This window comes from Spongiibacter sp. C9W (assembly GCF_057370015.1).
Map to the genome: position 1 here is coordinate 1,016,235 of NZ_CM170672.1, position 15,130 is coordinate 1,031,364.

At 56.8% G+C, this 15,130-nt stretch carries 13 protein-coding genes; 4 read left to right on the plus strand and 9 right to left on the minus strand.

Annotated elements, in window-relative coordinates; all coding sequences use genetic code 11:
* Positions 1 to 61: 61 nt before the first annotated feature.
* From AC2Q8J_RS04895 to AC2Q8J_RS04925, 7 genes are all read right to left on the minus strand, one after another.
* Entirely contained in the window at positions 62 to 2,218 is a 2,157-nt protein-coding gene (locus AC2Q8J_RS04895; RefSeq protein ID WP_486452276.1) for a PQQ-dependent dehydrogenase, methanol/ethanol family, read from the minus strand.
* 65 nt (positions 2,219 to 2,283) lie between these two features.
* Positions 2,284 to 2,859 (minus strand): lysophospholipid acyltransferase family protein, encoded by a 576-nt coding sequence (locus AC2Q8J_RS04900; protein ID WP_486452277.1) that lies wholly within the window; start codon positions 2,857 to 2,859, stop codon positions 2,284 to 2,286.
* Positions 2,860 to 2,985: 126 nt separating this feature from the next.
* Positions 2,986 to 3,816: a crotonase/enoyl-CoA hydratase family protein gene (locus AC2Q8J_RS04905; protein WP_204997003.1), complete on the minus strand. Its 831-nt coding sequence runs from the start codon at positions 3,814 to 3,816 to the stop codon at positions 2,986 to 2,988.
* A complete protein-coding gene (locus AC2Q8J_RS04910; protein ID WP_286837744.1) occupies positions 3,813 to 4,376 on the minus strand; it encodes a nitroreductase family protein in 564 nt (187 codons plus the stop codon). Before AC2Q8J_RS04910 ends, AC2Q8J_RS04905 begins: the two co-directional genes overlap by 4 nt.
* A complete protein-coding gene (locus tag AC2Q8J_RS04915) occupies positions 4,376 to 4,888 on the minus strand; it encodes an SRPBCC family protein (protein ID WP_486452278.1) in 513 nt (170 codons plus the stop codon). The genes AC2Q8J_RS04910 and AC2Q8J_RS04915 overlap by 1 nt, the downstream gene beginning before the upstream one ends.
* 149 nt (positions 4,889 to 5,037) lie before the next feature.
* Positions 5,038 to 5,463, minus strand: coding sequence for a PilZ domain-containing protein (locus AC2Q8J_RS04920; protein WP_486452279.1), 426 nt, complete (start codon positions 5,461 to 5,463; stop codon positions 5,038 to 5,040).
* 111 nt (positions 5,464 to 5,574) lie between these two features.
* The gene (locus AC2Q8J_RS04925; RefSeq protein WP_486452280.1) at positions 5,575 to 7,455 is read right to left on the minus strand and encodes a beta-ketoacyl synthase; all 1,881 of its coding nucleotides are present in this window, start codon (positions 7,453 to 7,455) and stop codon (positions 5,575 to 5,577) included.
* Between the two features lie 121 nt (positions 7,456 to 7,576).
* Between AC2Q8J_RS04925 and AC2Q8J_RS04930 the strand changes: the two genes are divergently transcribed.
* From AC2Q8J_RS04930 to AC2Q8J_RS04940, 3 genes are all read left to right on the plus strand, one after another.
* A complete protein-coding gene (locus tag AC2Q8J_RS04930) occupies positions 7,577 to 8,596 on the plus strand; it encodes a GlxA family transcriptional regulator (RefSeq protein WP_486452281.1) in 1,020 nt (339 codons plus the stop codon).
* Positions 8,597 to 8,684: 88 nt separating this feature from the next.
* A complete protein-coding gene (locus tag AC2Q8J_RS04935; RefSeq protein ID WP_486452282.1) occupies positions 8,685 to 9,545 on the plus strand; it encodes a CvfB family protein in 861 nt (286 codons plus the stop codon).
* Positions 9,542 to 9,988, plus strand: a complete 447-nt coding sequence (locus tag AC2Q8J_RS04940) for a pyridoxamine 5'-phosphate oxidase family protein (RefSeq protein ID WP_204996996.1) — start codon at positions 9,542 to 9,544, stop codon at positions 9,986 to 9,988. Before AC2Q8J_RS04935 ends, AC2Q8J_RS04940 begins: the two co-directional genes overlap by 4 nt.
* 30 nt (positions 9,989 to 10,018) lie before the next feature.
* Here AC2Q8J_RS04940 and AC2Q8J_RS04945 read toward each other — a convergent pair whose 3' ends face one another.
* Together AC2Q8J_RS04945 and AC2Q8J_RS04950 are read right to left on the minus strand one after the other, a co-directional pair.
* Positions 10,019 to 13,141: an efflux RND transporter permease subunit gene (locus AC2Q8J_RS04945; protein WP_486452283.1), complete on the minus strand. Its 3,123-nt coding sequence runs from the start codon at positions 13,139 to 13,141 to the stop codon at positions 10,019 to 10,021.
* Positions 13,138 to 14,388 carry an efflux RND transporter periplasmic adaptor subunit gene (locus AC2Q8J_RS04950; RefSeq protein ID WP_486452284.1) on the minus strand — a complete coding sequence of 417 codons (1,251 nt, stop codon included), beginning with the start codon at positions 14,386 to 14,388 and terminating at the stop codon, positions 13,138 to 13,140. Before AC2Q8J_RS04950 ends, AC2Q8J_RS04945 begins: the two co-directional genes overlap by 4 nt.
* A 112-nt stretch (positions 14,389 to 14,500) precedes the next feature.
* Between AC2Q8J_RS04950 and AC2Q8J_RS04955 the strand changes: the two genes are divergently transcribed.
* Positions 14,501 to 15,124: a TetR family transcriptional regulator gene (locus tag AC2Q8J_RS04955; protein ID WP_486452285.1), complete on the plus strand. Its 624-nt coding sequence runs from the start codon at positions 14,501 to 14,503 to the stop codon at positions 15,122 to 15,124.
* Positions 15,125 to 15,130: the final 6 nt, after the last annotated feature.

The following is a 15,130-nucleotide window of genomic DNA, read 5'->3' on the forward strand; positions in this document are numbered from 1 at the left end:
CGCTGACACTCAAACTAAAAAGAGGCCATTCGGCCTCTTCATAAGGGCTTGCTAAACGACGCTACGTCAGTAAGCCAACCAACCAGGCCAAACCAGAAAAGAACCAGGCTTTAATATCGCGCCACCACTGTGGTTGCTCACGAAGTTCTTTATTGATATTCGCCTGCTCAAGAATATACGCGTGAACGGCGTAGGCCTGCTCCTCGTTGAGTACATCGCCAAAGCCGACCATCCCGAGCTTACTCATTACCCCATCAAGCACGATGGCATTGAAATTGTCATGAAATGCCCGAGGCAAGTGACGAAGATCAGGGATCGCGCCATTCGAAATAACTTCTGTGCCGTGGCACGCGCTGCAGTAGGCGTAATAGAGTTCACGGCCTTCGTTTAATACGGCCTCGTCTTCGGTCAGTCTCGGCGGCGGCTCGTGAAGCTGCTTTTCAGGATTGTCGGGCAAGGCACCCGAGGCGCCCAGCTTAAACGTAAGCACCCGGCTCGGTGGCGGCGCATGTTCTCTTTCCAGGCCGGCAATCAAGCCGAAGGCACCGCCCCATCCGACCAAAATAGTTACGTACTGCTCACCGTCTATTTGGTAGCTGACTGGGGGCGCCATAACGCCGGTTTTCGCATCGAAGGTCCACAGTTTGTTACCGGTTTTAGCATCGACGGCAATCACCTCGCCCTCGGCAGTGCCCTGGAAGACAAGGCCGCCTGCGGTCGCCAACAATCCGCCGTTCCACGTCAACTTATGAGGTAGCTCCCACGCCGCACTTTGGGTCTTCGGATCCCACGCCAGCAGCGAGCCACGCGTCATTTTGGTGGTCATCAGCTGCGCCAAAATTGGGTCCGGCAGCGGCGGCTGTTGCAGGGGAATACCGAGGTTCCACTGCCCCCAGCGATGCAAGTAGTCCTGCACGTCTTCGTACTGGAACAAGCTGCTGATCGCAGGAATATACACATAACCCGTCTCGGGGCTGTAGGCCATTGGCTGCCAGTTGTGCGCCCCCATTGATGAGGGACGAATCAATTCAGGGCCGTCTGGGTAGCGGGCAATGTCGGTTTCTACCGGCCGCCCTGTCGCCATATCGTAATGCGTTGCCCAATTCACATCGGCATAGGGCTCGGCAGAGAGTAATTGGCCATTCTCGCGATCAATCACGAAGAAGAAGCCATTTTTCGGCGCGTGCCAGATCACTTTACGCGTTGCGCCATCCACCTCCATATCGGCAAGCATAATGTGCTGAGTCGCCGTGTAGTCCCATGTTTCAGCAGGCGTTTCTTGGTAGTGCCAGAGGTATTCACCACTGTCGGGGTCCAGGGCAACAATGGACGAGAGGTAGAGGTTGTCACCCCCTTCGGGGCTGCGAACGCGGTGATTCCAGGGGGAGCCGTTACCCACACCAATGTACAGCTGATCCAACTCATCGTCGTAGACAATGCTGTCCCACACGGTGCCACCACCGCCGTACTCCCACCACTTGCCCGTCCAGCTCTCAGCTGCTTTGCGCATTGCTTCGTTTTCAAAGCCATCGGCGGGGTTGCCGGGAACGGTATAAAAGCGCCAGCGCAACTCACCGGTGTCGGCATCAAACGCACTGACAAATCCGCGCACGCCATATTCAGCCCCGCCGTTACCAATAAATACCAAGCCTTTCGCAACGCGAGGCGCTCCGGTAACGGTGTAGGGGTAGGCCTTGATATCGGCGCTTTGCACCTCCCAAATCACCTCGCCGCTGGCAGCATCCAAGGCAATCAAACGCGCATCCAGACTGCCTACGAAGACTTTCCCTTCGTAAACGGCAACACCTCGGTTAACGACATCGCAGCAGGCCATTTTTGCCCACTCGCGAGGCACTTTCGGGTCATACTTCCACAGCAGCTCGCCACTGCGCGCATCGAGTGCGTAGACCACACTCCAGTTGCCTGTTACGTACATCACGCCATCAACAATGATGGGCGTTGCTTCCAAGCCCCGGTTGTATTCTGTGTCAAACGACCAGGCGAGCCCGAGGTCGCTGACATTGTCGCGGTTAATCTGCGCAAGTTCGCTGTAGCGTTGCTCTCGGTAGTCCTTGCCGTAGCTGAGCCAGTTTTCATCAGGATTGCTGGCGATCTCGGCGGTACCCACCTCTTTGGCGGTAAGGGCAAATGCCGAGCTACCAACTACCATACTAGCGAAGGTCAGCAGTAACGCTGCCCAGCGATATCGATCTGTCATAGTGAGCCCCAGTGACTGTCGTTTATTATTGATTTATGTCGAGAATGGGGCCGTGACGCTCGCGTCTACTGCTTTTTAAGCCCGCGCATTCCCTTATAAAAATTGGCAATTTCTGCCAAGTCAGCATCGTAATCCCCGGTAGGGAAAAATGCCGGGCCCAAGCCCATTGTTTTTGTATTGCTATCCAAATAGCCCAGGATCACCGGTACACCGGCGGCTTGCGCGATATGGTAAAAGCCACCTTTCCAGCGGTTCACCGCGCTGCGTGTGCCCTCCGGGGTAATAATCAACATCATCTCGTCGCGCTGACTGAACTCTTCAGCCATCTGCTCAACCATATTGTGGTTTTTGCGACGGTCGACGGCGATACCACCAAACCACTTCATAATGGCGCCGAGGGGGCCGCGGGGAAACAGGGTGTGTTTTCCCATCCAGTGGACATCCAGCCCCAGAACGAAGGCGATCACCATCATGGTTGGAAAGTCCCAGTTACTGGTATGCGGCACCGCGATCAGCACACATTTTTTGTGCTCTGGCTTTTCACCCAATATTTTCCACCCCAACAGACGCGTGGTGAGCTTGAAAAACGGCCGGAGGAAAAAGCGGATCAGCGCACTCTTGAAAATCGTATTTTTTTGCATTGATTATTATCACCGAGGCAGCATCTAAGGCGCTGCAGGTTACAGGTAGTTTACCAACAGAAGAAAGGGGAACAAGCTCGGTCGAGCAAAATCCCCCTTTCCTAAACGAATAGTAATCTTGGCTGACTAGTCTTTAAAATCTGGCGACTCGCCGTTTGCCGCGGAGATTGCCAGCATCGCGTCTTCTTGGCTGAGCATTCCCGCATTCCATGTGGCGACGTAGTTCAGGGCATCTTCGACACTGTGGTCGCGACTGTAACGGATCATTTCCTTGGTGCCCCGCACGGCCAGGGGTGACTTGCGAGCAATGCTCTGCGCCAGCTCTGATACCGCCTCGATCATTTCCTCGTAGGAGTTATAGGCGGTATTGACCAGCCCGATACGCTCCGCTTCCGCCGCACCCACGTTGCGACCGCTCAGCGCCAACTCGCTAACACGGCCAGGGGAAATGAGCTTGGGAAGACGCTGCAGGGTGCCTACATCGGCAACGATGCCGATATCGATTTCCTTGATAGAGAACTGTGCATTATCAGCACAGAAGCGCATATCACAGGCGCTGACCATGTCGATACCGCCGCCGACACAGTTCCCCTGAATCGCCGCAATTACTGGCTTTCGACACAGTTCAATGGCCGTTAAATTGGCCTGTAAGGACTTGATATGGCGCCGAAACCATTCGATGCGACGACCCAACTCGGGCTGTTTCGCCATGACCTCAGCCAAACCGGCAAACATTCCCAGATCGATACCCGCACAGAAATTCTTGCCCTCGCCGCACAATACAACAGCCCGAACGCTGCTCTCACCATCACACCACTCAAAGCACGCTTGAAGCTCGCTCCACATCGCCTCATTCATGGCGTTGGCTTTGTCGGGGCGGTTTAGCGCAACCCACGCCACATGCTGCTCCATACGCAGCGCCAGGGTTTCATATACGGGGGGTTCAACAATATTCATAGTCCAGTCCACTTCTCAACAAATTCGTTCGGCGCCACTGCGGGCAAGGGTTTGGCTGCGCCATCGCGACTGCCGACGTATAAAAACCCAATGACTTCTTCGTTTTCTTGCATACCCAGACCAGCCATAACCTGGGGGTCGAAGGCGTGGTCGCCGGTGCGCCAAATGGCCGCGTAGCCCAGCGCCTCAAGCGCCAACAGACTCGCATGTGCCGCGCAGCCAGCGGAAAGTAATTGCTCAATTTTTGGCACCTTTGGGTGCGCTTGCACGAGCGCCGATACCACCAGAATCATTGGCGCACGCAGGGGTTGGCGGCGAAAACGCTGCAAATCCGCTTCGCCAAGTGTCGGGTTTCGGCGTTTGGCAGCATCGGCGTAGAGCTCGCCAAGCCGTGCGCGCGCATCACCCTCTATCACTCTGAAGCGCCACGGCCGCAGGCGGGCGTGATCGGGGGCACGGGCCGCTGCGGCAAACACGTCGGCCATTTCGCTTTCACTCGGCGCCGGCTCAGCTAATTTGCTGGCAGAGTTTCGCTGTTGCAACAACTGTAACGCGTCCATCACTGCCCCTCTCCGACTGCCTGAATCTCAGCGTGGTTAACCGGCTCGTCAGCCCGGGATTCATAATAGGCTTTCATATTGAGGCTAATGGTGCGGATGATTCCGCGAAAGGCGCCGGCCATCAGGCGACGATACAGGAGTCGCCCAAAACCTCCCCACCGCATATCAAACATGAGACTGGTCGTCAGCGCGGTTTGGCCATGTCCGGCGTCTTCGAGGCGATAGCGAAACTGGGCTTTTTTAAAGGGCGCGGCAGGCCCTTTATTCTCGCGGTGCAAGCGGATAACAAAGCCACTACCTTCACTCCACTCGGTAACGGTTTCATCCATCCAACGGCCCATTTTTTGGTGTACCCGACGGCTAGCACCGACGCCATGCCGCTGTTCACCATGGAGCTCACAGCGCAGCACACCGGGAACATAGTGATGGGCCAACGTCAGATCTTGCAGCAGCGCCCAGGCTCGATCTCTGGGCAGTTTAATCAGCACCCGAGAGCTCGCTTCGTGATTCATCTATTCTCGTCCTCTATTCTCGCATCCCTGACGGGACGAGTATTCAATCATGAATCCCGCGTTCTGTCTTGCTCGACACAAATGTACCGACATCTTGACGACATCTGGCGATAGGAGGTTTTTTTGGGGAAATGGCGGGGAGGACGATCTCAGCCCATGGCAAAGCGTTTATCGAAGTCGGCCGCAAAACGGTCTATCCACTCCGCAGCAGCCTCTTCACCAGTGAGTGTGCGCCCTTCATTTTCGGCAACCTGTTGGCGATAGGCCTCTATCTGACAGACCTGTTCCACCATGCGAGCCCGGTAGGCGTCGCGACCCGAGCAGAACTCAATACCCAATTGGTATTGTTGGCCACGGCGGCGACACCACACCACGCGGCCCAAGCCGGTGTAGTCAAACGACAGCGACGGCACGCGAAACCGGATATCACAACCGGGCTTTACCGGCGTTTCAACCTGGCAACACAGGCCCGCAACACTGACATCGCATGCTTGAGCAGGACAAACGCCCGGCTCTTCGATAACTTCGACATCAACCGGAATATTACTTGGGTGGCGTAAATACTCTCGCATCATGCTCCCCCTTTATCTGCCGATTTCTACACCGTCAGTTGGCCAGAAAAAAACGCGCAGCAGCATCCGTAGTTGCCGGAGGGTATTTAGCCGATATCCGAGGGGTAACGATTCTTACTGCGCATCCTCACTGGCCAGCCAGGATGTGTAGGGCGATGTATTGGGCAGTTCCACGCGCTTCAGCCAGCCGGCAATGCCGATACTATCGGCCTGTATTTCCAGGTCATTAGATTCAAGCACTCCCTCGCCAAACTGGTAACGCACCGACAACTCACCGCGAAGCGCCGCTTCATCATAGGCATTCGCTTGAGCAACAGACTCTTCTCGGCGCTCGCAGTAGCCTTTCCAGGCGTGGCTGCCGTGACGCCCCCGCAATAGGCGCTCAGTAAATTGCGGCGACAACAGGCACACACTGGCGTTGTTACCACCAAAGCCTTTGGCATTAAGAATTGCCGCATCCATGCTGTCTTCTTCAAGTTCGAGGTGCGACATGGGCAAGTGCAGGTTGCTGCGCTGCACATCGTCGGCAATGTGGTCAATGGTGGTGATACCCGGCAGGATATTGTCGCGCCATATACCCAGGCTGGAAACTAACTGATCGCCGGAGGCCGCGCCGATACTGTGACCCAGGTAGGCTTTAATCGCGGCGACAGGCCAGCGCTCAATCCCGAAGGCCTTGGCGGTTTCGTTAAGGATATGCGATTCACTCACACGGTTCTGCGGCGTGCTGGTGCCATGCGCCTGAACGAATGAGCGCGTCTTCAGCGCGTGCTCGCCAATAATCGCCCCTGCCGCTGAGGTTGCCTTGGCAACAGTGAGGTAATTCCCCACGCCCGGCGATGAAATGGACTTCTTATAGCCATCGGCATTTACAAAGACCTCGGGCACCGCGGCATGCACCTGCGCGCCCAACTCAAGGGCCAGCGCGTCGTCAAACAACACGACGAACTGACTCGCCTCAGCAATGGTAAACCCGCAGTTGCTGCTGAACGGTCGACTTGCCCTGCGGTAATCCGCTTCGCTACGCCCCGAACCGGCGTCCAACTTAAGCAAGTCAGCATCCGTGGCCAAGGCCCCCATGGTGGCGTAACCATCCATCACCCGCGGATCTATTCCCGCTTCTGCTGCCCCCACCACCGCAACGCGCACGGCACCACTGCGGATATCTTGCACGGCCTGACGCAGGTTGTAGAAAAACGTCGCACAAGCTCCCAAGCTGGGCCCAGTGCCACCGACATTCCCCAACACGTAGGCACTGACAAAATCGGCGGGCATATCGGCTAAGCCCAGTGCCAGTTGCTTGGAGCTAACGCGGCCACCGTTGGCACGCGCGGCCAGCAGACCGCCAAAGCCCGCATCATCGAGCTGCGCCATTGCCGAGCTGGCGTACACAGATATTTGGTCAGGGTGGACACTGGCGCGCACCGTATCCCAATCGACCCCCATCGACTGCAGGGCATCGGACGCCCCGAATACTGATAATTGCAAGCCCCGCGGATGGTTGCGGGCACTGTAGTAATTGCTGGGATCAAAGCCCGTTGGCAGTTGCCCCGCACTGGAAACATCCATTTTGCGATGCGTCGGCAACAGCATATCCAGTCCACCGTCGAGGGTAACCGCCACCTTACCGCCACCGATATCACGCAGCGCCCAGCCCTCAGGCACACGTTCGGGCAATTGCTTGGCGGAGGTCACAAACTCAAACTGCCCCGCTCCCCCTTCTAGGTGCAGTCGCTTGTTCCAGGCTACCTGCTCGACATCAAACGCCGCGGACTCGATTTTGCGAATCAGGGTATGGGCCAGTATATGTTGGCGGCGTTCCGCCTCTGGCATGCGTTCATCCACGCCCATCAAGGCAGCAAGGCTTTGCAGGGTGCGCTGCTGCGCCGCCAGCGGCAGTGCATCAAGCACCAGGCGGCGATAGCCGTGATGAAAAGAACTGCGCCCTGCAGGATTAACGCCGCCAAAACCAACAACCACGGGTAAATGACTCACTGACACACCACCTCTACAACACGACTCGAATTTTCAAGCCAGCAGTGTACGTAGCCAATCCCGAGCATATAGTGATAAATTAGCCATTAAATATGGCATTAACGACAACAGTGTCAACATTATGCAACGTCAACGACATATAGGCCTACTCGGCTTTAATCATGCCTTAGCCACCAGCCTCTGCCTGCCAATGGAGCTGCTGCAGTCCTGCAACCACCTATTTCTCAGCCGGCGGCAGAGCGCCCCTGCCAAACTATCGACGATTAGCCTGGAGCCCTCCCCTATTAGGGTTTCCGGGGGAATTCAGCTGGACGTCGATGAGGTATTGAGCGACGAGCGCCCGCTAAACGACTGGCCTCAGCCCGATATTTTGATTATTGCCAGTCGCTGGCGTCACCCGCTTCGCGGTGGCCCGCAGCGCCGGGATGTACAGCAATGGCTTCGCCAGCTGGCCTTGCGCGGCTGCGAAATTTGCGCCGTTGGTAACGCCAGCTACTTTCTCGCCGAGGCCGGTTTGCTCGACAACCGACCGGCGACCACACACTGGCACTATTTCGACGACTTCGAGCAACGCTACCCCAATATTCAAATGCAGCGCGACCACTTAATCACCCAAGCTGGCTCGCTGTACTGCACCGGCAGCGTGAATAGCGCCGCCGACCTAATTATCCACCTCATCGATCGACACTGGGGGCCGGAGATTGCACAGCGGGCAACACAGCAATTTTCGCCAGAAAGCCGCCAGCCCTTCGCCAACCAGGCCTACCGGGGCGAACACAGCGCACGCCACGGCGACGAAGTGATCGCCCTGGCCCAAAGCTGGATGCATCGACACCTCGCCAACACGATCAACATGAAAGAACTGGCTGAGCGCAGCGGGCTAAGTCAGCGCAGTTTTCAGCGCCGCTTTCACCACGCCTGTGGTCAGTCACCCCTGCAGTACCTGCAGCGGCTTAGGCTGGATGCCGCGCGAGAATTACTCAAGAATACCAACTTGGCTATCGAGGACATCAGCCCGCTGTGCGGCTATAGCGACGTCAGTTACTTTGGCAAACTGTTCAGGCAGTACTATTCCATGACGCCGGGGCAGTTTCGCCGCAGTGTGCGACGCAAGCTATTTGCCATCGATAGCGGCGACTGAATACTCATCAACACAGAGCAGAACAACACTGGCGACGCCCTCTATCAAGCGTCATAATCGCGATCCATTGAACCGCCGAGGAAATACCATGCCCGCTATTGGACGCATGAACACGCTCACCGTCAACCGTATTACCAGTGCCGGCACCTATCTGGACGGCGGCCAACTCGGCGATATTTTTCTCAATGCCCGCCAAAGCCCGCAGGACTGTAGCGTTGGCGACGCATTGGAGGTTTTCGTGCTGCACGACAACGACGGCAGCTTGATCGCCTCCCTACAACGCCCCGAGTTGTTATGTAATGAAGTGGGACTGTTGCGGGTTAGCGCGATCACTACTGTGGGCGCCTTCCTCGACTGGGGGCTGAATAAGGAGCTATTGCTCCCCCACAGCGAACAGCTTGGCACCGTGCGAGAGGGTCAGGCGGTATTAGTCATGGTATACACTGACCTGCGCGGCAGACTGGTCGCCACGATGCGACTGGACAAACATATTGCCGACAGCCTGCACAACCTCCCCGATAATGCGAAGCATCGACTGAACAGCGGCGACCGCGTTAGCATTCACGTCGCGAACAAAACCGAGTTAGGCTATAAATGTGTCGTAAACCATTGCGTCTGGGGACTGCTGTACGACAGTGAACTGAATAAGCCACTGCGTCGTGGCGAGCGCTTATCGGGATGGATACAGCGCGTCCGCCCGGACCAGCGCCTGGATTTGACGCTGAACAAGCCAGCCCGGGAGCGCGCGCCCGATATCGCCGAACTCATATTGCGGCAGCTAGACGCCAATGACGGCTTCCTTGCACTCGGTGACAAAAGCCCCCCCGAGGCGATCAAACGCATTTTCGGCGTCAGTAAAAAAGCCTTTAAACAAGGCCTGAGCCGGTTATATAAAGAACGAAAAATTATTATCAGCGACCGCGGAATCACCCTTAACAAGGGTGAGTGAATCGCGATTGTATAGAGGGCACCCTTCCCATGCAGGACACCAGCTTTGTCGAGACCGCCACCATTCCCCTGCGCCTGAGCGCCATCGATAGCGATGGGTTTCCGGTGGTTTGCTCACTGTGGTTTTACTATCGCAATGGCTGTTTCTACTGCGCCAGCCATCGTTCATCAAAGATTATTCGGCTGCTGGAAGCCAACCCCAACTGCGGCTTTGAAGTCGCGGTGAACTCCATTCCTTATCGCGGCGTAAGAGGCAAGGCCGTTGCCGAGCTAACCAGCGACAGCCAGGGCGAAGTACTGTCGTCACTAATCGAGCGCTATCTCGGCGACAGCAACCGCGACCTGGCCAATTGGCTGCTAAGCCGCAAGGCCGATGAAGTGGCGATCTGTCTGCACCCCAAAACCTTCTCCAGCTGGGATTTCAGCGCGCGCATGACAGACTAAATCGCGAAGCGTTTTTATTTACCACGGCGATTACTCACCACCGCGCTTCAAGCGCTCGCCCAAGCTGGCCATCAGTACGTAAAACAGCGGCACAAAAACCGTGGCCACAAAGGTGGCCATCAGCATGCCGCCGATCACACTTGTCCCCAGCGCGATACGGCTAGCGGCGCCGGCACCACTGGACAGTGCCAGCGGCAAGCAGCCCAGAGTAAAGGCCAGTGAGGTCATAACAATAGGACGAAAACGCAGGCGAACCGCTTCCATTGCGGCGTCCACAATAGCCATGCCTTTGTCGCGCTGCTGCATGGCAAACTCAACAATCAAAATGGCGTTCTTACTCGCCAAGCCTATCAAACACACCATGCCGATCTGGAAGTAAATATCGTTATCCAGGCCGCGCAGCCATGCCGCAAGTACCGCCCCAAGCAAGGCAAAGGGCACCGACATTACCACCGCGGTCGGCATCAACCAGCGTTCGTACTGCGCCGCCAAAATGAGAAAGACGATCACAATCGCCAGGATGAAGGCTTTGCTGGAATTACCGCTCGACGACTTTTCCTGGTAAGCGCTGCCCACCCAGCCAATGTTAAAGTCCCGACCCAGCACCTCCGCAGCAACGCGCTCTAGCGCCGCAATGGCCTCACCGGAGCTGTAACTGGGTGCAGCCGACCCCAGCACTTTGGCGGCATTAAAGCCGTTGAATCGGGTGACCGCATCGGGGCCCACTACCCGCTCTACAGTTAATAGCGAGCCCAATGGAATCAAGCTGCCTTCCTGCGAGCGCACAAAGACTTTCCCCAAATCGTCCGGGGACTGCCGAAATTCCTCTTCGGACTGCAAATTCACCTGAAAGCTGCGCCCAAATAGCGTGAAGTCATTCACGTACAAACTGCCAAAGGTCGCCTGCATTGTGCTGAACACATCGGCAACAGGAACACCCAGACTCATGGCTTTTTCCCGGTCTAGCGTCAGCTTGTACTGCGGTGTATCCATTTGGAATGTGCTGTATACGCGGCTCAACTCCGGCTGCTGGTTCGCCGCCGCCACCAAGCGCCAAACGGCGGCGTTTAAGTCTTGCAGGCTGCCGTCGCCCCGATTTTGCAGGTAAAACTCAAAGCCCCCTGTGCTGCTCAAGCCGATAATGGGCGGCGGGTTGAACGCCATCATTCGCCCGTCGAGCAGGTCCGCACCCAAAGCAGGTATAGCGCGGGCTTGCGAAATAGAGTCCAGGCCCGGTTGCTCGCGCTTGGACCAGTCGTCAAACATTATGAAAGACGCTGCAGCATTCGTCTTCAGCGTGGAGGCGAGAATATCGAAGCCGGAGAAGGTCATGATGGACTTGACCCCCGGCTGATCCAGAACGCGCGTAGCCATCGCGTCTGCTACCGCACTGGTGCGCGACAGGGAAGCCGCCGGAGGCGTGCTGTAGGCCATCATCACATAGCCCTGATCTTCGGCAGGCACCAGGCCCGCTGGCATACGTGAGAAGACCAACAATGTGACCGCCACAAGCAGGACAAACAGGCTAGACGCCCGCCAGCGATGACGCAGAAAACTGGCGGTAATACGAATATATAGCTCACGCAGCCAGTCAAAGGCGCGCTCAAACCCGGCAAGGAAGCCGTGGCGCGGCTCCTCGCTGTGGGCGTGTTGCTTTAACATTAGCGCGCAAAGTGCCGGAGTCAGGGTGAGCGCCACGATCCCGGAGAGCACCACCGACACCGTGATCGCCACAGCAAACTGCCGGTACATTTCCCCCGTTAAACCGTCGACAAAAATCACCGGCAGGAACACCGCAGATAGCACTAACACGATGGCCACCAGGGGGCCGCTAACCTCTTCCATCGCCTGGCGCACAGCGTCCATGGCCGAGCATTTTTGCTCCGCCATAATACGCTCGACGTTTTCAATCACGATAATCGCGTCGTCGACAACAATACCGATGGCCAGGATCAAGCCGAACAGCGTTAGCAGGTTGATCGAGTAGCCGAGAATATACAAACCGGCGAAGGTTCCCACGATCGATACCGGGATCGCCAACAGCGGAATAAACGTGGCGCGCACATTTTGCAGGAACAAAAACATCACCAGGATCACCAGCAGCAATGCCTCGAAAAACGTGGCAACCACCTCCTTGATCGAATGCTCTACAAATACCGTCGCGTCAAAAGCCAGTTCTATATCCACACCATCTGGAGCGTTTTCTTTAACCTTGGCCATGACTTGTTGGGCGGCCTTGGCGGTTTCCAGGGCATTGGCACCGGGGCGAAGATACATCGCCACGGGGACCGCCGGTTCGCCGTTAAAACTACCGCGAAAGGAGTAATCTTTCGCACCCAGCTCAACCCTGGCGATGTCCCCCAAATGCAGGCTGGCAGAATTTGGCTCGGCGCGAATAATGATGTTTTCAAACTCTTCTACCGTCGCCAGCCGTCCTTGCGTGCTCACGGCATAGGTAAAAGGTTGATCGCTGGACACGGGCTCGGCGCCAAAACTGCCCGCCGCAAAATTGGCATTTTGCTCACGAATGGCTCTGGCGACGTCTGCCGGTGTCAGGCCCAACTCAGCCAGTCGGTCAGGCTGAAGCCAAATACGCATGGAATAGTCGCGCGCGCCCATCAACCGTGCGCTGCCAATACCCGGCAGGCGGCGCAGCTCGTCGATAACATTGAGCAGCGCATAGTTGCTTAAATAGATGGCATCGTACTGGGGCAATTCTGACGACAGCGAAAATATCATCAGGATATCGGTCGAGCGTTTATCCACCGTAATACCCAAACGCTTTACGGCCTCGGGAAGGCGGTTTTCGGCAACCGCAACACGATTACTCACATCAATCGCAGCCTGGTCTGGGTCGGTGCCAGTCGCGAAGGTGATATTGATACTGACCCGGCCCGCCGCAGAGGCCTGGGTATTCATGTACAACATCCCTTCCACCCCGTTCAGCTCCTGCTCCAACGGGGCGGCCACGGTTTCAGCCAGGGTTTCCGCATTCGCGCCGGGATAGGCGGCGGTAACAACGATCTGTGGCGGCAGGATTTGCGGGTATAGCGAGATCGGCAACTGACCGACCGCCGTGGCACCGGCGATCAAAATTAGCAGTGACAGAACAATCGATAATACCGGCCGTTCGATGAAAAAACGCGCGCTCATTGCACGACCTCACTGACTGGCTGAGACAGTGCCCCCACTTTCAACCGGGCGGGTTGGTCTGCAAAGTTGGGCTTGGGGCCGTAGTTGTGGGCTAATTCTATTCGCTGAGGCGCCAGTAACGATGACGGTCGCACGCGCACCAAGCCCTCTACCACCACTTCTTCACCCGCCTTTAAGCCGGCATCGACAATGCGCCCACCGTCCACTTCCAAACCGAGTCGCACCTGTCTTACCTCGGCGCGTTGCTGCGCATTCACTACATAAACGAAGCTGCCCTTCGCATTTTGCAGCACGGCCCGTTCGGGCAACACCAGGGCATTGCGGCTGTACAACCCCTGCAATCGCACCCGTACAAATTGCCCAGGCAGCAAGCTGCCGTCTGGGTTAGCCACGGTCGCGCGAAACTGCACGGTACCCGTACGTCGATCAATGGTGCTGTCGCTAAAATCGATATGCCCCAGGTGTGGGTGCTGCTGGTTACCGGCCGTCTCTATCAGCACGGCGCGCTGGCTCTCGTCGTAACTCAACTCACCATCCTTGAGCATACGCCGCAGTAGCAGCACCATTTCATCTGGCAGGGAAATGTTTACCCACAGCGGGTCTAACTGGGTAATGGTTGTGAGCAGACTGTTATTCGGCCCGACCAGCGAGCCCTCGGAAACCCGCTCACGACTTGTCATGCCTGATATTGGCGCCCTCACTTTGCAATAATCTACATTGATCTGCGCAGCGCGCACTTCGGCCTCTGCCAGCTGCACTGCTGCCCGGGCCTGCTCCAGCCCGGACTCGGCATCGTCCCGGTCGCGCTGGCTAATGGCGTTGCTTTGAATCAGCTCGCTGGCACGTCGCCAACGGCGCTCTGCCGACGACAAACTGGCTCGCGCGTTCGCCAGCTGAGCACGGCTGCGGCTCAGCGCAACTTCAAAAGGCGCCGCATCGATCTCGTACAGTAATTGGCCCGCCTCGACCCGCGCGCCCTCGGTATAGCGCCGATGCAATAAGATGCCCTCTACCCGCGCGCGAACCTGAACCTCTTTCGAGCTTTCCATGCTGCCCGGGTACTGCCCTCCAACGGGAACATCTTCAGCTTTCAGAACGACCGTCTTCACTGGCTGTGCGCGCTCCTCTGGCGCTGGCGGCGGCGTTTGATCGCACGCAGCAACAAGCAACAGCGTTGTTACGGCAACCAGCACGTGGCGAAAATGGCGTGAATTTCCGATGCTGAGCAGCGGCGCATAAGCGTTCATAGGGGGGACTTCCGAGCCAATCAATCAGGCCGGGTACTTTACATACATGCGTGCACGTATGTAAAGTACCCGGCAATTACAAAACGGTTATTTTCAACGGCAAGCACACCCTATGAGACGTTCGAAAGAAGACGCGGAAGCCACCCGAGAAAGCCTGTTAGGCGCCGCCGAACAGATGTTTGCGGAACAGGGTATTCACAACACCCGGCTCAGCGATGTGGCAAAGGCAGTTGGCGTGACACGAGGGGCCATTTACTGGCACTTTAAAAATAAGGATGAATTGATCAGCGCAATCATTGATCGCCTGAGCACGCCACTGGAAACGGCGATGCAGGCTCTGCTCAAAGAGGCGGCCTCGGGCACCATGACCCTGGACGCGCTGGCAGAGACCCTGGTGTTTTCTTACCAACGCTTACTGGAAGTACCTGCGGCAGAAAAAATCACCCGTTTCGCCATGCGCTACAGCCTCTGCAATGAATCCCCGGTTGTCAGCGCCCAGCTCACTCGAAATCGAGACCAAAATATCGCCCGGCTAACGCAGATTATCGGTTACGCACAGCAGCACGAGCTTGTGCGCAAGGATCGCAGCGCCCGCCAATTGGCACTTTATATTCGCGCGCACATTATGGGCATCTACCATCAACACCTGTCCTCATCGGAGCTTTACCCCAATGGACTCGAGGATATTCGCTTGTCGATCAAGCTGCTGTTCGAAGGCCTGAAAGCCGACGCGTAATGTGTC